At 63.6% G+C, this 19,413-nt stretch carries 21 protein-coding genes; 15 read left to right on the plus strand and 6 right to left on the minus strand.

Annotation, left to right across the window (positions count from 1 at the left end; all coding sequences use genetic code 11):
• Positions 1 to 85: 85 nt before the first annotated feature.
• From GN330_RS10645 to gloA, 5 genes are all read right to left on the minus strand, one after another.
• On the minus strand, positions 86 to 457 hold the full coding sequence (locus GN330_RS10645; RefSeq protein ID WP_156712634.1) for a hypothetical protein: 372 nt from the start codon (positions 455 to 457) through the stop codon (positions 86 to 88).
• A 341-nt stretch (positions 458 to 798) separates the two neighbouring features.
• Entirely contained in the window at positions 799 to 1,473 is a 675-nt protein-coding gene (locus tag GN330_RS10650; protein WP_197435115.1) for an RHS repeat-associated core domain-containing protein, read from the minus strand.
• An 85-nt stretch (positions 1,474 to 1,558) separates the two neighbouring features.
• Complete coding sequence (locus GN330_RS10655; RefSeq protein WP_156712635.1) at positions 1,559 to 2,062, minus strand: LysM peptidoglycan-binding domain-containing protein; 504 nt, start codon at positions 2,060 to 2,062, stop codon at positions 1,559 to 1,561.
• An 82-nt stretch (positions 2,063 to 2,144) separates the two neighbouring features.
• The gene (locus GN330_RS10660; RefSeq protein WP_343040535.1) at positions 2,145 to 3,677 is read right to left on the minus strand and encodes an acyl-CoA carboxylase subunit beta; all 1,533 of its coding nucleotides are present in this window, start codon (positions 3,675 to 3,677) and stop codon (positions 2,145 to 2,147) included.
• Between the two features lie 136 nt (positions 3,678 to 3,813).
• On the minus strand, positions 3,814 to 4,254 hold the full coding sequence (gene gloA / locus GN330_RS10665) for a lactoylglutathione lyase (RefSeq protein WP_156712637.1): 441 nt from the start codon (positions 4,252 to 4,254) through the stop codon (positions 3,814 to 3,816).
• 277 nt (positions 4,255 to 4,531) lie between these two features.
• On the opposite strand from gloA, the gene GN330_RS10670 reads away from it, so the two are divergent.
• From GN330_RS10670 to GN330_RS10685, 4 genes are read left to right on the plus strand one after another with little or no spacing between them, the layout of a single operon-like run.
• Positions 4,532 to 5,128, plus strand: coding sequence for a cold-shock protein (locus GN330_RS10670; protein ID WP_156712919.1), 597 nt, complete (start codon positions 4,532 to 4,534; stop codon positions 5,126 to 5,128).
• Positions 5,129 to 5,143: 15 nt separating this feature from the next.
• Entirely contained in the window at positions 5,144 to 5,653 is a 510-nt protein-coding gene (locus tag GN330_RS10675) for a DUF192 domain-containing protein (protein ID WP_156712638.1), read from the plus strand.
• Positions 5,654 to 5,679: 26 nt separating this feature from the next.
• Positions 5,680 to 6,435: an alpha/beta fold hydrolase gene (locus GN330_RS10680; protein WP_156712639.1), complete on the plus strand. Its 756-nt coding sequence runs from the start codon at positions 5,680 to 5,682 to the stop codon at positions 6,433 to 6,435.
• A complete protein-coding gene (locus tag GN330_RS10685) occupies positions 6,432 to 7,301 on the plus strand; it encodes an alpha/beta fold hydrolase (RefSeq protein WP_343040536.1) in 870 nt (289 codons plus the stop codon). Before GN330_RS10680 ends, GN330_RS10685 begins: the two co-directional genes overlap by 4 nt.
• A gap of 9 nt (positions 7,302 to 7,310) precedes the next feature.
• On the opposite strand, the gene GN330_RS10690 is transcribed toward GN330_RS10685, so the two are convergent.
• The gene (locus GN330_RS10690) at positions 7,311 to 8,123 is read right to left on the minus strand and encodes a dienelactone hydrolase family protein (protein ID WP_156712640.1); all 813 of its coding nucleotides are present in this window, start codon (positions 8,121 to 8,123) and stop codon (positions 7,311 to 7,313) included.
• Between the two features lie 147 nt (positions 8,124 to 8,270).
• Here GN330_RS10690 and GN330_RS10695 point away from each other — a divergent pair, with 147 nt between their 5' ends.
• The 11 genes from GN330_RS10695 to lipA all read left to right on the plus strand — a co-directional run bounded on the left by GN330_RS10695 (position 8,271) and on the right by lipA (position 19,409).
• The gene (locus GN330_RS10695) at positions 8,271 to 9,263 is read left to right on the plus strand and encodes an isopenicillin N synthase family dioxygenase (protein ID WP_246188609.1); all 993 of its coding nucleotides are present in this window, start codon (positions 8,271 to 8,273) and stop codon (positions 9,261 to 9,263) included.
• Between the two features lie 142 nt (positions 9,264 to 9,405).
• Positions 9,406 to 10,680 carry a phosphopyruvate hydratase gene (eno, locus tag GN330_RS10700; RefSeq protein ID WP_156712641.1) on the plus strand — a complete coding sequence of 425 codons (1,275 nt, stop codon included), beginning with the start codon at positions 9,406 to 9,408 and terminating at the stop codon, positions 10,678 to 10,680.
• 90 nt (positions 10,681 to 10,770) lie between these two features.
• On the plus strand, positions 10,771 to 11,097 hold the full coding sequence (locus GN330_RS10705) for an FtsB family cell division protein (protein ID WP_156712642.1): 327 nt from the start codon (positions 10,771 to 10,773) through the stop codon (positions 11,095 to 11,097).
• 182 nt (positions 11,098 to 11,279) lie between these two features.
• The gene (pdhA, locus tag GN330_RS10710; RefSeq protein ID WP_156712643.1) at positions 11,280 to 12,332 is read left to right on the plus strand and encodes a pyruvate dehydrogenase (acetyl-transferring) E1 component subunit alpha; all 1,053 of its coding nucleotides are present in this window, start codon (positions 11,280 to 11,282) and stop codon (positions 12,330 to 12,332) included.
• 12 nt (positions 12,333 to 12,344) lie between these two features.
• Entirely contained in the window at positions 12,345 to 13,790 is a 1,446-nt protein-coding gene (locus GN330_RS10715) for a pyruvate dehydrogenase complex E1 component subunit beta (protein WP_156712644.1), read from the plus strand.
• 13 nt (positions 13,791 to 13,803) lie between these two features.
• Positions 13,804 to 15,225 (plus strand): pyruvate dehydrogenase complex dihydrolipoamide acetyltransferase, encoded by a 1,422-nt coding sequence (locus GN330_RS10720; protein WP_156712645.1) that lies wholly within the window; start codon positions 13,804 to 13,806, stop codon positions 15,223 to 15,225.
• A 47-nt stretch (positions 15,226 to 15,272) separates the two neighbouring features.
• Entirely contained in the window at positions 15,273 to 15,830 is a 558-nt protein-coding gene (locus GN330_RS10725; protein ID WP_156712646.1) for an HdeD family acid-resistance protein, read from the plus strand.
• A 24-nt stretch (positions 15,831 to 15,854) separates the two neighbouring features.
• Positions 15,855 to 16,493 (plus strand): SGNH/GDSL hydrolase family protein, encoded by a 639-nt coding sequence (locus tag GN330_RS10730; protein ID WP_156712922.1) that lies wholly within the window; start codon positions 15,855 to 15,857, stop codon positions 16,491 to 16,493.
• Between the two features lie 87 nt (positions 16,494 to 16,580).
• A complete protein-coding gene (gene lpdA, locus GN330_RS10735) occupies positions 16,581 to 18,026 on the plus strand; it encodes a dihydrolipoyl dehydrogenase (RefSeq protein ID WP_156712647.1) in 1,446 nt (481 codons plus the stop codon).
• A gap of 100 nt (positions 18,027 to 18,126) precedes the next feature.
• Positions 18,127 to 18,411 carry a GlsB/YeaQ/YmgE family stress response membrane protein gene (locus GN330_RS10740; protein ID WP_156712648.1) on the plus strand — a complete coding sequence of 95 codons (285 nt, stop codon included), beginning with the start codon at positions 18,127 to 18,129 and terminating at the stop codon, positions 18,409 to 18,411.
• A 26-nt stretch (positions 18,412 to 18,437) separates the two neighbouring features.
• Entirely contained in the window at positions 18,438 to 19,409 is a 972-nt protein-coding gene (gene lipA, locus GN330_RS10745) for a lipoyl synthase (protein WP_156712649.1), read from the plus strand.
• The last annotated feature ends 4 nt before the right edge of the window (positions 19,410 to 19,413 follow it).

The raw sequence follows: 19,413 nt of genomic DNA on the forward strand, positions 1-19,413 counted from the left end.
ATGCGCGTCAGCCAGCGCCGGGCCTGGCGAGTAGGTGGGCTTGGTCGCAATGAACGCGCGAGCTTGTGATAACGAATATATCGATTTATCGTATGTCTACAAAAATCCGAATCTCCTTTTCATTGCCAATATCATTCTTAATTTTATTTATATAATCTCTTAAATTCTCACTTGATTTTTTAATGATTATAAAATCATCACTTTCATTATCATAGACTCTTATATTATTTGCGCACTCTTTGAATTTTACAATAATATTCCCATCTTTATCCAGTATGCATAACCTCTTTTTTCTAGAATTGCTTTTGATGTAGCTATCTATCGCATTATCGATGTTTATATCATTGATGTTTACGCCAGTTTTTTCATACTTTCTCCTAACAAATATACCGTATCCCATAAATATCGCTGGCACCAGCAATACAACAGATATAATCGTTATCAGAAAGTATTTCATCTACTTTAGCCCGAAGAAGCCCAAACCGATGGAGGTTGCTGTGCCTGCCAATTGTCCAGCGCGTCCTGCCCTTGTGTCGGGTACGGCGACATTGGCGCCATACTCATCTGTCATACCAGCGGTAAATCCTCGGGCAAAATCGGGCCCACTTTTCTTTGCTGCGTCAATAGCCTTGGCGGCTTTGCTTTTGGCAACCGCGGCTGCCTCTGCAACATGCGCTTTCGCGCTCTTTGCAGCTTGGACACCCGCTCGTGCGACTGCAACCGATCCCGTTATGCCAGCTCTGGACACCATCGCTGCAGCGATCGTTTCAGGCGCTACAACGGCACTCCCGAGGACGGCTAGTCCAATTGCGCTTCCTTCGCGTGTTGTTGCTGTCTGGCCTCATTTTCTGCGGTTACAGCGGATGGGGCAGCCGCATATTGTGATCCCAAGAGAGACAACTGGTCAACATGGTATGACTTGCCATGCAGACTCTTGTTCTGTTTGGCTTCGCTCGGATGCGCTTCCACACCAAAGTTTGGGCCCGGATTTGCCGCTGTTCTCCCGCCGACCCCGTGCCCGGATGGCGCAACGTCGGGGATTCCGTCTCCGTCCTCGTCGTTGCCGCCATAGTCCGTTCCATCCGGTTCAAAATTATGTCCGTTCGGATCACTCTTGTTGACCGGATCGTTTCCAGCATACGCATAGCGATTGGTGCCGACGCCCTCCATGGTCGGATCCCAGTCGTCGGGTGAGATGAAGCGGCCGAAGACCGGGTCCATATAACGGGCATTGAGATAGATCAGCCCCGTCTCGGGATCGTGGCGCTCGCCGATGAAGCCTTTCTGGGTCTGGAAGCCGGTATTCAGCCGCTCGCCAAAAGCGGCGTAGCCGGTCTGCTCGACCACCGCGCCGGCGGCGTCGGTGACGATGCGCACGGTTGCCAGATGATCGCGGTGGAGGAAATATTTGGTGCTGCCGACGACCTTCAGATCCATGTGCGGATAGCGCGTATAGGCATTGGCGCCGGTCACCGTCCCGAAATCGTCGATCTTGCCGCCGGCTACGAGCGCCTCACGCCCTGGGGCGTGCGCTGAGGCGCTTCGACAAGGGCGCGGCTCAGGCGCCGATCGGCACTTTCAGCTCCTGGCCGACGACGATCAGGTCCGGGTCGCTGATCAGCTGCGGATTGGCGCGGGCGATCCGTTGGTAGAGGCCGGCGTCGCCGTAGGCGTCGCGGGCGATCTTCGACAAGGTGTCGCCGGCTTCGACGACATGCAGCCGGTAGCCGACATAATTCGCCACGATGCGCGGGCCGTAGATCACCGGCACGATCACCTTGTTGATCTCGGCGCCGTCGCGGGCGCTCGTTTCGAAGATTTCGACAAACAGCCGGTCGAGCTGGAAGGCGGCGTCGCCGATCGCGGCCGCGATCTGGAACTGGCCGTGCTCGCCGGTGCCGCCGCCGACGGTGACGAAGCCGGTGCGTTCGTCGTGGCCGTCATGGACGCGCCAGTCGAGCGTCGCCTCGAAGCCGCTGCCCGCGCCGGCGATCTGTACCGGATCGCCGACGAGGTCGAAGGGCTGCGGCTGCTGGACGAGATTCTTCACGATCAGGGACATGGCGATACCTCCATGCCGCGATCCTAAAACCTCCTGTGCGCCCGTCTGCGACGAACTTCACGCATGGCGGCGGCGCAGCCGCTCACAGCGGGATGTTGTCGTGTTTCTTCCAGGGATTTTCGAGGTCTTTGTTGCGCAGCATCCTGAGCGCGCGGGCGACGCGCTTGCGGGTCGAATGCGGCATGATCACCTCGTCGACATAACCGCGCTCGGCGGCCACGAAGGGCGACAGGAACCGGTCCTCGTACATCTTGGTGTGGGCGGCGATCTTGTCGGGGTCGCCGAGATCCTTGCGGAAAATGATCTCCACCGCGCCCTTGGCGCCCATCACCGCGATCTGCGCCGTCGGCCAGGCATAGTTGATGTCGCCGCGCAGATGCTTTGACGCCATCACGTCGTAGGCGCCGCCAAACGCCTTGCGGGTGATGATGGTGATCTTGGGCACGGTCGCCTCGGCATAGGCAAACAGAAGCTTGGCGCCATGCTTGATCAGCCCGCCATATTCCTGGCTGGTGCCGGGCAGGAAGCCGGGCACGTCGACGAAGGTGACGATCGGGATCGAGAAACAGTCGCAAAACCGCACGAAACGGGCCGCCTTGCGGCTGGCGTCGCTGTCGAGCACGCCGGCCAGCACCAGCGGCTGGTTGGCGACGAAGCCGACCGTGCGGCCCTCGACGCGGCCGAAGCCGGTGACGATGTTCTTGGCGAAGGCCTCCTGGATCTCGAAAAAATCGCCCTCGTCGCAGGTCTTCCAGATCAGTTCCTTGATGTCGTAGGGCTTGTTGGCGTTGTCGGGCACCAGACGGTCGAGCGAATGGTCGGGCTCGTCGATCGGCTGGTGGACCTCGATCTCCGGCAAAGGCGCGGTGTTGGAGGCCGGCAGAAGGTCGATCAGGCGGCGCATCTGCAACAGCGCCTCGACATCGTTGTCGTAGGCGCCGTCGGCGATCGAGGATTTGACGGTGTGGATGGACGCGCCGCCGAGTTCCTCGGCCGTCACCGTCTCGTTGGTGACGGTCTTGACCACGTCGGGACCGGTGACGAACATATAGGCGGTGTCGCGCACCATGAAGATGAAGTCGGTCATTGCCGGCGAATAGACGTCGCCGCCCGCGCACGGTCCCATGATCACCGAAATCTGCGGAATGACGCCGGAGGCGAGCACGTTGCGCTGAAAGATCTCAGCATAACCGCCGAGCGCGGCCACCCCTTCCTGGATGCGCGCGCCGCCGGCGTCGTAGATGCCGATGATCGGCGCGCGGTTGCGCAGCGCCATGTCCTGGACCTTCTGCACCTTTTCGGCATGCGCCTCCGACAGCGAGCCGCCGAACACGGTGAAATCCTTGGCGAAGATGAACACCGTGCGGCCGTTGACGGTGCCCCAGCCGGTGACCACGCCGTCGCCGGCGACCTTGGTCTTGTCCATGCCGAAATCGGTGGAGCGGTGTTCGACGAACATGTCGAACTCCTCGAACGAGCCTTCATCGAGGAAGATGTCGATGCGTTCGCGCGCCGTCAGCTTGCCGCGCTTGTGCTGGGCGTCGATGCGCTCCTGGCCGCCGCCCTTGCGGGCGTTGCTGCGGCGACGTTCGAGTTCTACCAGGACTTCCTTCACCAACGATCCTCCCGTGCGCAAATAAACCGGGCTTTCGTCTAGCACGCGCGGCGGTATTGGCAAGGTCACCGGGCCCCGCTGGCAAACGAAAACCCGGCCGCTAAGGCCGGGTCCGGGGCGAAGCGGGGTTTTCGCCTTACCAGGTGCCGGTATTGGGCATCGACGCCCACGGCTCCTTTGCGGGCAGGGGGGTGCCCTCCTGCAGCAGCTCGATCGAAATTGCGTCGGGCGATTTGACGAACGCCATGTGGCCGTCGCGCGGCGGCCGGTTGATCGTCACGCCGTTGTCCATCAGCCGCTGGCAGGTCTGGTAGATATCGTCGACGCGGAAAGCGAGATGGCCGAAATTGCGCCCGCCCTGATAGGTTTCCGGATCCCAATTATAGGTCAGCTCCAGGAGCGGGGCGCTGGTTTCGGCCGCCTGGGCCTTGTCTTTCGGCGCGGCCAAAAAGATCAGGGTGAAGCGGGCCTTGTCGTTGTCGATCCGCCGCACTTCCTCCAGCCCGAGTTTGTCGCAATAAAAATCCAACGATTCGTCGATGTCCGAAATCCGGACCATCGTGTGCAGATAGCGCATGTCGTGTTCCCCCGTTCGAGGTTGAAAGCGTTGCCGCTGATATGGCCCGCGCACGCCAGGTTGGCAACAAGGCGGGCCGGCGTGGCCGTTTTCGCTGATTTGGCCGCGACGGCGTCCAATTCACCCATTCAGCGACGAATTCTTGGCGAAGCTTGCGCGAGGCTTGTATGAACTGCCGATAACTGCAAAAAAATGGCCTCGGGCTGCTGACAGCGGCCGGCAGGGTGTTATCCTTTCAGCAAGAATCAGTCGGTTTCGTGATGGAAGGTGCGTTCGGATGGGGGACAAGTCCTCTTCGGAGGGGCGGGACGCGGTCAGGTCCGGTGCGCTGGGCGCGGCGGATGGCGGGCAGGCGACCGACCTTGTCGAAATCGCCGGATCGATCAAATGGTTCGATGTCGCCAAAGGGTACGGCTTCATCCTTCCCGATGAATCGCAGTACGGCGATGTTCTTATTCACGTGACCTGTCTGAGACGGGACGGCTTCCCGACTGCTATGGAAGGCGCGCGTCTCGCATGCCTGATCCGGCGCGGTGACCGCGGTTTCCAGTGCTTCAAGGTCCTGTCGATGGATTTGAGCACGGCCACGCATCCCCAGGACCAGGAGGCCGCGCGCACGCGCACGGCCGTTACACCCGAAAGCGGCATCGAACGCGCCATCGTCAAATGGTTCAACCGCACCAAGGGATTTGGATTCTTGACGCGCGGCGAGGGCACCGAGGACATTTTTGTCCATATGGAAACGCTGCGCCAATACGGCATCGCCGAGTTGCGGCCGGGCCAGGTGGTACTGGTGCGCTACGGACAATCCGACAAAGGCCTTATGGCTGCCGAAATCTACCCGGATGTTGGGACGCTTCCGCTCACCAATTGACCGGGTCCGAACTGAATGACACTCTTTCTCCGGCTGGCGCTCGCGGTGGCGTTGCTTGCTTTTTCAGCGCTGGCAGCGCCAATCCACCGCCCGGCCACGGCCCAGACAAGCGGCCGGGCCCAGCAGCTGGCCGTCGATCCGTCGGCGCTGGTCGTCGAGGCGGCCGGCGGCGACAGGTTGTTCTCGGTCGAGATCGCCGCCCGTCCCGACGAGCGCAGCCGGGGCCTGATGTACCGCAAGACCATGCCGGCCGACCGGGGCATGCTGTTTGTGTTCGAAGAGACGCGTCCGGTCGGGTTCTGGATGCAAAATACCAGCCTGCCGCTCGACCTTTTGTTCATTTCCGACCATGGCCGTGTTCGCGCGATCCTGCCGGGCCGGCCGTTTTCCACCGATCTGATCGCGGCCGACGAGCCGGTCCGATTTGTGCTTGAACTCAATGCCGGCATTGCGCAAAAGACGGGGATCAAGGTCGGCGATCGCGTGCGCCATCCGATCATCGAGTCGGTTACGCGCGGGCGTTGACCGCACGCACGGAAGCCGGATCGCGCATGCAGCATTTTTCCCATGACGGTTTCGATCTGGCCTATCTGGACGAAGGCGAGGGCGACCCGGTCCTCCTCATTCACGGCTTCGCCTCCAACACGCGCGTCAACTGGGTCTCGCCCGGCTGGGTCAAGACGCTGACGGAGGCCGGCTACCGGGCGATCGCGCTCGACAATCGCGGCCACGGCGCCTCCTCAAAGAGCCATCGCAGCGCCGACTACCATCCCGACAAGATGGCTGCCGACGCGGCGGCGCTGCTCGACCATCTCCGCCTCGAACGCGCGCATGTGATGGGCTATTCGATGGGCGCCCGCGTCGCCGCCTTCATGGCGCTGGCCTTTCCCGAAAAAGTGGCCACGCTGGTTTTCGGCGGGCTGGGCATCGGCATGGTCGAGGGCGTTGGAGAGTGGGACACGATCGCCGCCGCGCTGACCGCCGCCGATCCGGCGACGATCACCGACCCGCGCGCCAAAATGTTCCGCGCCTTCGCCGACCAGACCAAAAGCGACCGCCAGGCGCTGGCGGCCTGTATCGAGACGTCGCGCCAATTGCTGGCGCGCGAGGACGTCGCGCGCATCGTCCAGCCGACCCTGGTCGCGGTCGGAACGACCGACGATATCGCCGGCTCGCCCGACGAACTGGCCGCGCTGATGGCGAACGCAACCGCTTTTGCGATCGAGGGCCGGGACCACATGCTGTCGGTCGGTGACCGCGCCTTCAAGAAACGGACTTTGGCGTTTTTCGAGGAGAACCCGCTGTGAGCGAACCGCATCGGCTGGAATTCTCCGGCGCCGAGGACAATCGACTTGTCGCCGACTTCTGGGACGGGCGCGGGCACCCGGTGCTGTTTTTCCACGGTGGCGGCCAGACCCGCCGAGCCTGGGACCTGACCGCGCGCCGTGTCGCCCAGGAAGGCATGCGCGCCATCACCGTCGATCTGCGCGGCCATGGCGAAAGCGCCTGGGTGGAGAGCGGCAGATACCGGTTTTCCGATTTCGCCGACGACGTCGCCGCCATCATCCGCCAGACGGCCGAACGCTTCCATGCCGCGCCGTCGGCGGTCGGGGCTTCGCTCGGCGGTCTGTCGTCACTCGCCGCCGAGGTCAGGAACGGCCCCTTGCTCGAGGCGCTGGTGCTGGTCGACATCACCCCGCGCATGGACCCCGACGGCGTTGCCAAGATCCAGGGCTTTATGGCCGAGCGCATGGATGAGGGCTTCGCGACGCTGGAAGACGCCGCCGACGCCATCGCCTCCTATCTGCCGCACCGCAAGCGCCCGCGCTCGCTCGAGGGCCTGCGCAAGAATCTGCGCCTCGGCGAGGACGGCCGCTATCGCTGGCACTGGGATCCGGCCTTCATGCGCGGCGACAACACCATCAACGACAATGCGCGCGAATTCGCCGAAGGCCTGATCGGCGCTGTGCCCGAATTGCATTTGCCGGTGCTTCTGGTGCGCGGCATGAATTCGGAACTGGTACAGGAGGATTTCGCCCGCGAATTCGTCGAGCAGGCGCCGAATGCGTCCTATGTCGACGTGTCCGGCGCCGGCCACATGGTGGCGGGCGACAAGAACGATCTGTTCTGCAACGCGGTACTGGAGTTCCTGACCGACCGCGAGGCGGCCTGAGGGTTTTCGTCAGCGCCGGTCTTCCAGCCTCTCTTTCAGGAATGCGAGATAGCGCCGGCGGCTGTCGGCGCCCGCCGCCGGATTGCCGCCGACAGTCTTCGCGCCGCCCACGCCGGGGACTTTTTGCCGCGGCAGGCCGGGCAGGTCGAAGGAATGGTGCGCGCCGCGATAGGCCACGATGCGCGCCGGATACGAACCCGAAGCGGGGCGAAGACGCGTGCAGCGCTCGGCCGGCGTCCAGTCGTCGTCGAGGCCGGTCAGGATCAGAACCGGGGTGGTAAAGCGGCTCATACCGGCCCTGCCATAACCGTCGGCGCACCAGGGATAATAGGCCACGATCGCCGCGAAGCGGCCGCCGGCGCCGGCCGCCATCTCGAGCGCGACCGAACCGCCGAAACTCTGGCCGAGAAAGGCCAGCCGCCGCGCATCGACGCGCCGAAGCCGTCCGAGCCGCGCCGCCGCGTCGGCGATGTCGGCTGGAACCGCTTTCGTCAACCGCGCCAGCAGGGCCGCGCGGGCGCAGATCGTGTCGAGCCCGCGCGGCGACAAGACATCGATGATCGCCGCCGCGAAGCCGGCCGCGTTGAGCGCGCGGGCATGGGCGCGAAGGCCGCGCGCAACGGCAGGCGGGCTGTTGCCGCCGCAGCCGGGCATGACGATCACGGCCGGAAACGGACCGTCGCCGGCCGGATAATGCACTGTCATTGCCCAGCCGTCGCCCGCGATCCGTTCAGACGTGGCCGCAGCCGGCGGCGTCGCGGCGCCCAGCGCCAGAACAACGACCAGGATGAAAAACGATGTCAGGCGTGCGGGTCTGCTCATGCGGTTTTAAACCACGGTTTGCGTCCTGGCGCACGCGGTCCCTGGAGAGTTGGGTCGCGGACGCTTTTCGGCTTGGACCAAGACCCGATGCTTTCGCGACGTCGGTCCGGGTTCTAAACTCAAGTGAACACTGGCAAGAAGGATGACATGATGGCCGTCCCGGATTTTCCCGTCTTCGACCTGTCGGGTTTCGAAAACGCCGCGCCCGAGGAACGCCGGCGGCTCGGCGCCGAGGTCGACGCGATCTGCCGCAACACCGGCTTTCTGGCCGTCAGCGGCCACGGGGTTCCGCAGGCGACCATCGATAAGGCCTGGAACGCGGCCCGCGATTTCTTCGACCGCCCGGCCGAGGAGAAAAACGAGGCGCGGGCGCCTTATGCCGGTTATCCCTATGGCTATCTCGGGCCGCAATCCGAGGCGCTCGCCAAGTCGCGCAATGTCGACACGCCGCCCGATCTGAAGGAGAGTTTTAACGGCGGGCCGGCCGCCGTGCCCGGCGGGCTGACCGACAAGGACGCGCTCGCCTTCTGCTATGCCGAGACGATCTGGCCGGTAGCGCCGGACGGGTTTCGCGACGCCTGGCAGGCCTATTACGCGGCGATGGAGGATCTGGCCGCGCGCATCATGCGCGTCTTCGCCGTTGCGCTGGACCTGCCGGAAAGTTTTTTCGCCGCCGCGATCGACCGGCCGATCAGCGCCCTGCGCGCGCTCAACTATCCAGACCAGGAGACACCGCCCGAACCGGGACAATTGCGCGCCGGCGCGCATACCGACTATGGCAGCCTGACCATCCTGCTGCCACAGGTCGGTTCGGGCGGGCTGGAGATCTTTACGCCGGAAGGCGAGTGGCGCGCCGTGCCGCCGGTGCCGGGCGCCTTCGTCATCAATATAGGCGACCTGATGGCGCTGTGGACCAACGACCGCTGGGTCTCGACCCTGCACCGGGTGGTCAACCCCGAGCCGGACGGATCGGGCTCTGCGCGCCGCCAGTCCTTCGCCTTTTTCCACCAGCCGAACTGGGACTACGAGATCGCCTGCATCCCGTCCTGCCTGGAGCCGGGCACGACGCCGAAATACGAACCGGTTCTGTCGGGGCCCTATCTGATGGGCAAGTTCAAGTCGACGGTGAAGGCGGCCTGACAGGGGCTGTCCGGTGCCGGCCAGTCCCGAGGCCGCAGACGGGGCGCGTTCCGGCCCCCGCTGTGGCGCGCCGCGCATTGCCTTTTGACCGGCTTGCGTTAAGACAAGCCCGATTTTCCGCCGCAGCGAGGGATACCCGACCATGACCGCCATCATCGACATTATCGGCCGCGAAATTCTCGACAGCCGGGGCAATCCGACCGTCGAGGTCGACGTGGTGCTGGAAGACGGCTCGATGGGTCGCGCCGCGGTGCCATCGGGCGCCTCGACCGGCGCGCACGAGGCGGTCGAGCTGCGCGACGGTGGGCCGCGCTATCTCGGCAAGGGCGTCGAGCGGGCCGTCGACGCGGTCAACGGCGAGATCTTCGACGCGCTGTCGGGCATGGAGGCCGAGCAGCAGCTCCATCTCGATCAGATCATGATCGAGCTCGACGGCACGCCCAACAAGAGCCGGCTGGGCGCCAACGCCATTCTGGGCGTGTCGCTGGCGCTGGCCAAGGCGGCGGCCGAGGCGTCCGGCCTGCCGCTTTACCGTTATGTCGGCGGCGCCGGCGCGCATGTGCTGCCCGTGCCGATGATGAACATCGTCAATGGCGGCGCGCATGCCGACAACCCGATCGACTTTCAGGAATTCATGATCATGCCGGTCGGCGCCGACAGTTTCCGCGAGGGGTTGCGCTGGGGCGCGGAAATCTTTCACACGCTGAAGAAGGCGCTCAAGGAGGCCGGGCACAACACCAATGTCGGCGACGAGGGCGGGTTTGCCCCCAACATCAAGAACGCCCAGGCCGCGCTCGACTTCGTCATGGCCTCGATCGAGAAGGCCGGCTACCGGCCGGGCGACGACGTTGCGCTCGCGCTCGACTGCGCCGCGACCGAGTTCTTCAAGGATGGAGACTACGTCTACGAAGGCGAGAAGAAGACCCGCAATCCCAAAGCGCAGGCGAAATATCTGGCCAAGCTGGTGGCCGACTATCCGATCATCTCGATCGAGGACGGCATGGCCGAGGACGACTGGGAAGGCTGGAAGCAATTGACCGATCTCGCCGGAAAAAACTGTCAGCTGGTCGGCGACGATTTGTTCGTCACCAATTCCGCGCGCCTGCGCGACGGCATCAAGATGGGCGTCGCCAATTCGATCCTGGTCAAGGTCAACCAGATCGGGACGCTGTCGGAAACGCTCGATGCGGTCGAAACCGCGCACAAGGCGCGCTACACGGCGGTGATGTCGCACCGCTCCGGCGAGACGGAGGACTCCACCATCGCCGATCTGGCCGTCGCCACCAATTGCGGACAGATCAAGACCGGCTCGCTCGCCCGCTCCGACCGGCTGGCCAAATACAACCAGCTGCTGCGCATCGAGGAAGAGCTCGGCCGCCAGGCGCGTTATGCCGGCGCGTCGATCCTGCGCGGCTGAAATCCGTGTTCTGCGCGGCGCCGACGGCGCCGCGTAACCGGGTGTTAAGCACAAAGCAGGCATGGTGACGGGGAAAGGATTCCCCCGCCCATGTGGACGCGTCAGCACAAAAAGCGCAACAGCGGCAAGTTGATCGTGCCGGCGCTGACCGCGCTGTTTTTGAGCTATTTCGGCTACCACGCCTTCAACGGCGAGTTTGGCATCTATGCCAAATATCGCCTGGAGGAACGCACCGCCGAGATGCAAAAGGTACTCGCCGAGACGACGGCGCGGCGGCTGGCGCTGGAGGAGCGCGTGGCGCTGATGCGCGACGGTACGCTGGAAAAGGACATGCTCGACGAGCAGGCGCGGCGTGCGCTCAATGTGTCGGCCGCCGACGAGATCACCATTATGCGCCCGTTCGGAAGCGATAATTAACTGGAAGCAAGTTAATTCTTGATAGTTTCAAGAATTAGAATGGTTTAGCTGCATGTCAGCCATGCGTTTTTCCGCATGGCCGTTTTTGTGTGCGCATGATAGCCTCCCTATCAAGAATGTGGGAGGTGGGATCATGCCGCCTCCCGTGTGTCCGCCAAAGAGACGCCATCAGGGAGTGATGCATGACCGCAGCGCCGAAACGGACGAAGCGCAGCTCTTCGAAACCCAAATCCGAAAGCGGCCTGGCTCCGGCCATGAGCACGCCGAAACCCGCGAATTTTTCCAAGCAGGACGAGCTTGACGCCTATCGTGGCATGCTTTTGATCCGCCGTTTCGAGGAGAAGGCCGGCCAGCTTTACGGGATGGGCTTCATCGGCGGGTTCTGCCACCTTTATATCGGCCAGGAAGCGGTGGTCACCGGCCTGAAGATGGCGATGGAGGATGGCGACCAGATGATCACCGCCTACCGCGACCACGGCCACATGCTGGCCATGGAGATGTCGCCGCGCGGGGTGATGGCCGAGCTCACCGGGCGCCGGGGAGGCTACTCCAAGGGCAAGGGCGGCTCGATGCACATGTTTTCCAAGGAGAAGAATTTTTACGGCGGCCACGGCATCGTCGGCGCGCAGGTCTCGCTCGGCACCGGACTTGCCTTCGCCAACCGCTACCGCGACACCAAGGCCGTGTCGCTAACCTTCTTCGGCGACGGCGCGGCCAATCAGGGTCAGGTCTATGAAAGCTTCAACATGGCCTCGCTGTGGAAGCTGCCGGTGATTTACGTCATCGAGAACAACCGCTACGCCATGGGAACCTCGGTGGCGCGCTCATCGGCGGAAACCGATTTTTCCCATCGCGGTATTTCCTTCAAGATCCCCGGCATCCAGGTCGACGGCATGGATGTTCGCGCCGTCAGATCGGCCGGCGAGATGGCGCTGGCGCATTGCCGCGACGGCAAGGGGCCGATCATCCTGGAAATGATGACCTACCGTTATCGCGGCCATTCCATGTCCGATCCGGCGAAATACCGCTCCAAGGACGAAGTGCAGAAAATGCGCTCCGAACACGACCCGATCGAGCAGGTCAAGGCGCGTCTGGTCGAGAAGAAATGGGCCGACGAGGACGAGTTGAAGGCGATCGACAAGCAGGTGCGCGACATCGTCGCCGACGCGGCCGAATTTGCCCAGACCGACCCGGAGCCGGACGTGTCCGAGCTTTATACCGACATTCTGATCTGAGGGAGGGGCGCCATGCCGATCGAAATTCTCATGCCGGCCCTGTCTCCGACGATGGAAGAGGGCAATCTGGCCAAATGGCTGAAGAAAGAAGGTGACACGGTCAGCGCCGGCGACGTGATCGCCGAGATCGAAACCGACAAGGCGACCATGGAGGTCGAGGCGGTCGATGAGGGCACGCTGGGCAAGATCCTGATCGCGGAAGGCGCGGAGGGTGTGAAGGTTAACACGCCGATCGCCGTGCTGCTTGAAGAGGGCGAAAGCGCCGACGATATCGGCAAGGCCGGCGCCGCCAAGCCGGACGGCAAGGCGGAACAAGGGGCCTCCGAGCCGGCGGACGAGGAAAAGCCGGCCGCCGCGAGCGGCGACGCCGTCGCCGACATGGACGAACGTCGCGTGCCTGCCGAAGGCAAGGTGCACCCCGAGCCGAAAAAGGTGGACGTGGCGTCCGATCCCGACATTCCCGACGGCACGGAAATGGTGCCGACCACCGTGCGCGAGGCGTTGCGCGACGCTATGGCCGAGGAAATGCGCCGCGACGAAGATGTCTTGGTCATGGGCGAGGAGGTCGCCGAATACCAGGGCGCCTACAAGATCACGCAAGGCTTGTTGCAGGAATTCGGCGCCCGGCGCGTCGTCGACACCCCGATCACCGAACACGGCTTCGCCGGCGTCGGCGTCGGTGCGGCGATGGCGGGTCTGAAGCCGATCGTGGAATTCATGACCTTCAACTTCGCCATGCAGGCGATCGACCAGATCGTCAATTCCGCCGCCAAGACGCTTTACATGTCGGGTGGCCAGATGGGGGCGCCGATCGTTTTTCGCGGCCCGAACGGCGCGGCCGCGCGCGTCGCCGCCCAGCACTCGCAATGTTATGCCGCCTGGTACAGCCATATACCCGGGTTGAAGGTCGTGCAGCCCTATACCGCCGCCGACGCGAAGGGGCTTTTGAAGGCCGCGATCCGCGACCCGAACCCGGTGATGTTTCTGGAAAACGAGATCCTCTACGGCCAGACCTTCGACGTGCCGAAGCTCGACGATTTCGTGCTGCCGATCGGCAAGGCGCGCATCCATAAGCAGGGCACCGACGCCACCATCGTCTCGTTCGGCATCGGCATGACCTATGCGGTCAAGGCGGCCGAGGAACTGGCGGGCGAGGGGATCGACGTCGAGGTGATCGATTTGCGCACCATCCGGCCGCTGGACCTCGATACGGTGATCGAGTCGGTGAAGAAAACCAATCGCCTGGTGACGGTGGAAGAAGGCTTTCCGCAATCCTCGGTCGGCGACCACATCGCCAGTCAGATTATGCAGCGCGCCTTCGACTGGCTCGACGCGCCGGTGGTTACGATCTGCGGCAAGGACGTACCGATGCCCTATGCCGCCAATCTGGAAAAGCTGGCCCTGCCCAACGTGGCCGAGGTCATCCAGGCCGTGAAGGCCGTCAGCTACAAAGCCTAGGGAGGGCGAGACGATGCCGATCAACATCACCATGCCGGCGCTTTCGCCCACCATGGAAGAAGGCAATCTTGCCAAATGGCTGGTCAAGGAGGGCGATCAGGTCGCGCCCGGCGACGTGATCGCCGAGATCGAGACCGACAAGGCGACCATGGAGGTCGAGGCGGTCGACGAGGGCACGGTGGCGAAGATCGTCGTGCCGGAAGGTAGCGAGGGCGTGAAGGTCAACGCGCTGATCGCCGTGCTGGCCGGCGAGGGCGAGGATGCCGCGGACGCGGCCAAGGCCGCCGCCAGCGGCGGCAACGGCGGCGGCAAGGACGAAACCAAGTCCGAACCGAAGTCCGAGCCCTCCGCCAAAAAATCCGCCGAAGCGCCGGCCAAGCCGGCCGCCGAGACAGGCGGCGCGGATAAGGCGGATAAGGAAGCGGCGGCCAAGGCCGCGATCCCCGACGACGTAAAGGCCGGCCCGGCGCCGAGCAGGAACGGCGAGCGCGTCTTCGCCTCGCCGCTCGCCCGCCGCATCGCCCAGTCCGAAGGCGTCGACCTTGGGGCCATCAAGGGCTCGGGCCCGCACGGCCGCATCGTCAAGGCCGATGTCGAGGCAGTCGCCGCCTCAGATGGCGGCGCCAAGAAAACCTCCGACGCCAAGGCCGCGCCCACGCCGCCCGCCGCCCCGGCCGCCAAGCCGATGTCGGACGACGCGGTTTTGAAACTGTTCGAGGAGGGCAGTTACGAGCTTGTTCCGCACGACAATATGCGCAAGACGATCGCCCGCCGGCTGGTCGAGGCGAAATCGACCATCCCGCATTTCTACCTGACGATCGACTGCGACATCGACGCGCTGCTGGCGCTGCGCAAGCAGCTCAACGACGCCGCGCCCAAGGTCAAGACCGACAAGGGCGAAGAGCCGGCGTACAAGCTGTCGGTCAACGACATGGTTATCAAGGCGATGGCACTGGCGCTGAAGGCGGTGCCGGAGGCGAACGTGTCGTGGACTGACGCCAACATGGTCAAGCACAGCCATGCCGATGTCGGCGTCGCGGTGTCGATCCCCGGTGGGCTGATAACGCCGATCGTCAGACAGGCCGAGCAAAAGACGCTGTCGACAATCTCCAACGAGATGAAGGACATGGCCACGCGCGCCAGGAACCGCAAGCTCAAGCCGGAGGAATATCAGGGCGGCACCACGGCGGTGTCCAATCTGGGCATGTTCGGCATCAAGGATTTTTCCGCCGTCATCAATCCGCCGCACGCCACCATTCTGGCGGTCGGAGCCGGCGAACAGCGTGCGGTGGTCAAGGACGGGGCGGTCGCCGTGGCCACGATCATGTCGGCGACGCTGTCGACCGACCATCGCGCCGTTGACGGCGCGCTGGGCGCCGAACTGCTGGCCGCCTTCAAGGGGTTCGTCGAAAATCCGATGTCGATGCTGGTCTAGGGATCAAAACCTCAGGCCCGCCGTTTCAACCATCCGGAGAGGCGACTATGAGCGAGACGAAAATGCATAGTGCGACTGTCGGCCGGTCCTGGATATGGATGGCTTTGTTTGCGGTCATTTCGCTGATCGGCGGCGTGATGGCGCTGCTCAACCCGTTTGCCGCGACAATGGCCGCGACGCTGCTTGCCGGCTGGACCTTCGCGCTGGTCGGCGTCCTGCAGATCGTTCAGGCCTTCCAGGACAAGGGCTGGGGCGGTTTCATATGGGCGCTGCTATTCGGTATTCTGACGCTTGTCGTCGGCCTGTCGCTGATCTTCAACCCGCTCGCGGGCATGGTCTCGCTGACCTTGTTGGTCGCGGTGCTGTTTTTGATCATCGGCGCGATCAAGCTGATGTACGCCTTTTCGCTACGGCCGATCTCCGGCTGGGGCTGGGTGTTGGTGTCCGGCCTGATCGCGGTTGCGCTCGGCATCATGATCCTGGCCGATTTCCCGGCCTCGGCCGCCTCCATCCTCGGCATCCTGCTCGGCGTCGAACTGTTGTCGAACGGCGTCCTGTTCCTGTTCGTCGCGCTTGGCCTGCGCCGGCTACGCCAGACAGCCTAAACGGTCGGGAGCCGCGTGAGCGCTATGAAAACGATCCTTGCCTATGGCGACTCGCTTACTTGGGGTTACGACCCCGAGGGGCCGGGTCGCCATGCGCCGGAGGATCGCTGGCCGAACGTGCTTCAGACGGCCCTGGGCGGCAAGGCGCAAGTGATCGCAGAGGGGTTGAACGGACGCACCACCACGTTCGACGACCATGTCGGGCCGGCCGACCGCAATGGCGCGCGGCTGTTGCCGACATTGCTCACCACGCACGCGCCGCTCGACCTCGTCATCATCATGCTCGGCACCAACGACATGAAGCCGTTCTTGGCCGGCGCGGCGATCGCCGCCAAGCAGGGCATGGAGCGGTTGGTCGACATCGTGCGCGGCCATTCTTGGCCGCTCGACCAGGAGCAGCCCGAAATCCTGATCGTCGCGCCGCCGGCGATCCGCGAGACCGGCGATCCGGATTTCGCCGCGTTGTTTGCCGGCGCCATCCAGCAGTCGCATATGCTGGGCAGCCTCTATTCCGACCTGGCCGACGTCGCCGGCTGCGGTTTTTTCGATGCCGGATCGGTGGCCGAGACCTCGCCGCTCGACGGCGTCCATCTCGACGCGGCCAACACCCGCACCATCGGTCGCGGGGTCGAACCGCTGGTGCGCATGATGCTGGGGATCTGAGTGAGCGGATGCGACGAGCCGATAAGCAGGCAGGCAGATGTTCGTTCCCCGCTGTGTGGACGCGCGTAAACAGAATAGGAAGCAGGCATGTCGGAAAGCTATGACGTCATCATCATCGGCGGCGGTCCGGGCGGCTATGTCACCGCCGTGCGCGCCGCGCAGCTCGGTTTCAAGACCGCGCTGGTGGAGCGCGAGCACTTGGGCGGCATCTGTTCCAATTGGGGCTGTATCCCCACCAAGGCCCTGCTGCGTTCGGCCGAGGTGATGCATCTGGGCGAAAACGCCGCCGATTACGGGCTGAAGCTGGAAGGCAAGCTGACCGCCGACCTGAAGGCGGTGGTCGAGCGCGCGCGCGGCGTCGCCGGGCGGATGAACAACGGCGTCGGCTTCCTGATGAAGAAAAACAAGGTCGACGTCATCTGGGGCGAGGCCAGGCTGAAGGGGCGCGGCGAGATCGTCGTGTCGAAACCGACCAAAAAACCGATGCAGCCGCAGCATCCCGCGCCCAAAAACACCAAAGGCGAGGGCACCTACACCGCCAAGCATATCATCGTGGCCACCGGCGCGCGGCCACGCGCGCTGCCGGGCATGGAGCCGGACGGCGAACTGATCTGGACCTATTTCGAGGCGATGGTGCCCAAGGCGATGCCGAAATCGCTGATCGTGGTCGGCTCCGGCGCGATCGGCATCGAGTTCGCCTCGTTCTACCGCACGCTCGGCGTCGAGGTGACCGTGGTCGAGCTGATGCCGGCCATCCTGCCGGTGGAAGACGCCGAGATTTCGCAACTGGCCAAGAAGCGTTTTGAAAAACAGGGCATGAAATTCCTGCTCGAAGCCAAGGTGGTCAAGGTCGACAAGGCCAAGGATTCGGTTACCGCCCATGTCGAGACCAAGGGTGGCAAAGTGGAAAAGATCACCGCCGAGCGCATGATCTCGGCCGTCGGCGTGACCGGCAATGTCGAGAATCTCGGTCTTGAGGAGCTCGGCGTGAAGACCGAGCGCGGCTGCATCGTCATCGACGACTACGGCCGCACCACTGTGGAGGGCGTCTACGCGATCGGCGATGTCGCCGGCCCGCCGATGTTGGCCCACAAGGCCGAGCACGAGGGCGTGATCTGCGTGGAAAAGATCGCCGGCCAGAAGGGCGTCCACCCGCTCGACAAGAACCTGGTTCCCGGCTGCACCTATTGCTACCCGCAGATCGCCTCGGTCGGGATGACGGAGGCCAAGGCCAAGGAAGCCGGCCGCGACATCCGCGTCGGACGGTTTCCGTTCGTGGCCAACGGCAAGGCGGTCGCGCTTGGCGAGGACCAGGGGCTGGTCAAGACGATCTTCGACAAGAAGACCGGCGAATTGCTCGGCGCGCACATGATCGGCGCGGAAGTGACCGAACTCATCCAGGGTTTCGTGGTGGCGATGAACCTGGAGACCACCGAGGCCGAGCTGATGCACACCATCTTCCCGCATCCGACCCTGTCGGAAATGATGAAGGAAAGCGTGCTCGACGCCTACGGCAAGGCGCTGAATGCCTAGGACCGGCCGGTTCAATCGGCGCGCAAATGCCTTATATGCACAGTGTGATGCAAAGGCCCGGACGGATGGCAACCGACTAACGGGATAGGAAATGCAAGAGATGCAAGAGATGCAAGGTTTCATGGGCATGCCCGGCGTCGGCTTTTTCGGCATGCTTTTGGTTGGATTTCTCGCCGGCTACGTGGCCGAGCGGACGATGAACCGCGACCACGGCCTGTTCACCAATGTGCTGGTGGGGATTGCCGGTTCGTTTGTCGGCGGCACGCTGGCGGGATTGCTCGGCATCCACTATCAGGGTTTTCTCGGCAGCCTGGTCGTCGCGATCGCCGGCGCGATCCTGATTCTGTGGATTTTCGGGCGCTCGAAAGCGCGTACGCGCCGTTAACGCCCCATAAGTCGCAAGGACAAGACATGGTCACCGTCATCGACACCCTCGCCAACCGGCCGCGCCCGCGCCATCCCGAAAAGGCGCACCGCCCGGACCAGGAAGTGCTGCGCAAGCCGGACTGGATCCGGGTCAGGGCGCCTACCTCGCGCGGCTATCTTGAAACCCGCGACATCGTGCGCACCAACAAGCTGGTGACGGTGTGCGAGGAGGCCGGCTGTCCCAATATCGGCGAGTGCTGGGACAAGAAGCACGCCTCGTTCCTGATCATGGGCGAGATCTGCACGCGCGCCTGCGCGTTTTGCAACGTCACCACCGGCCGGCCCAACGCGCTCGACGCCGACGAGCCGGAAAATGTCGCGGCCGCCGTGCGGCAGATGGGCCTCAACCACGTCGTCGTCACCTCGGTCGACCGCGACGACCTGGCCGATGGCGGCGCGCGCCATTTCGCCGAAGTCATCCGGGCGATCCGCACCGAATCGCCAGAAACCACCATCGAGGTGCTGACGCCGGATTTCCTGCGCAAGGACGGCGCGCTGGAGATCGTGGTTGCGGCTAAGCCCGATGTCTTCAACCACAATCTTGAGACCGTGCCGTCGAACTATCTCACCGTCAGACCCGGCGCGCGCTATTTCCACTCGATCAGGCTCCTGCAGCGCGTCAAGGAGCTAGACCCGACCATGTTCACCAAGTCGGGCATCATGGTCGGCCTCGGCGAGGAGCGCAACGAGGTGCAGCAGCTGATGGACGATCTGCGCACGGCCGATGTCGACTTTTTGACCATAGGCCAGTATCTGCAGCCGACGCGAAAACATCACCCGGTGAAGAAATTCGTCACGCCGGAGGAGTTCAAGTCCTACGAGACGGTCGCCTACACAAAAGGTTTCCTGCTCGTCTCGGCCAGCCCGCTGACGCGCTCCTCGCACCATGCGGGCGAGGATTTCGCCCGGCTGCAGGCGGCGCGCGCGGCGCATCTGGCAAAGACCGCCGACCAGTAGAACG

It is taken from the genome of Nitratireductor arenosus (assembly GCF_009742725.1).
GTDB classification, from domain to species: domain Bacteria; phylum Pseudomonadota; class Alphaproteobacteria; order Rhizobiales; family Rhizobiaceae; genus Mangrovimarina; species Mangrovimarina arenosa.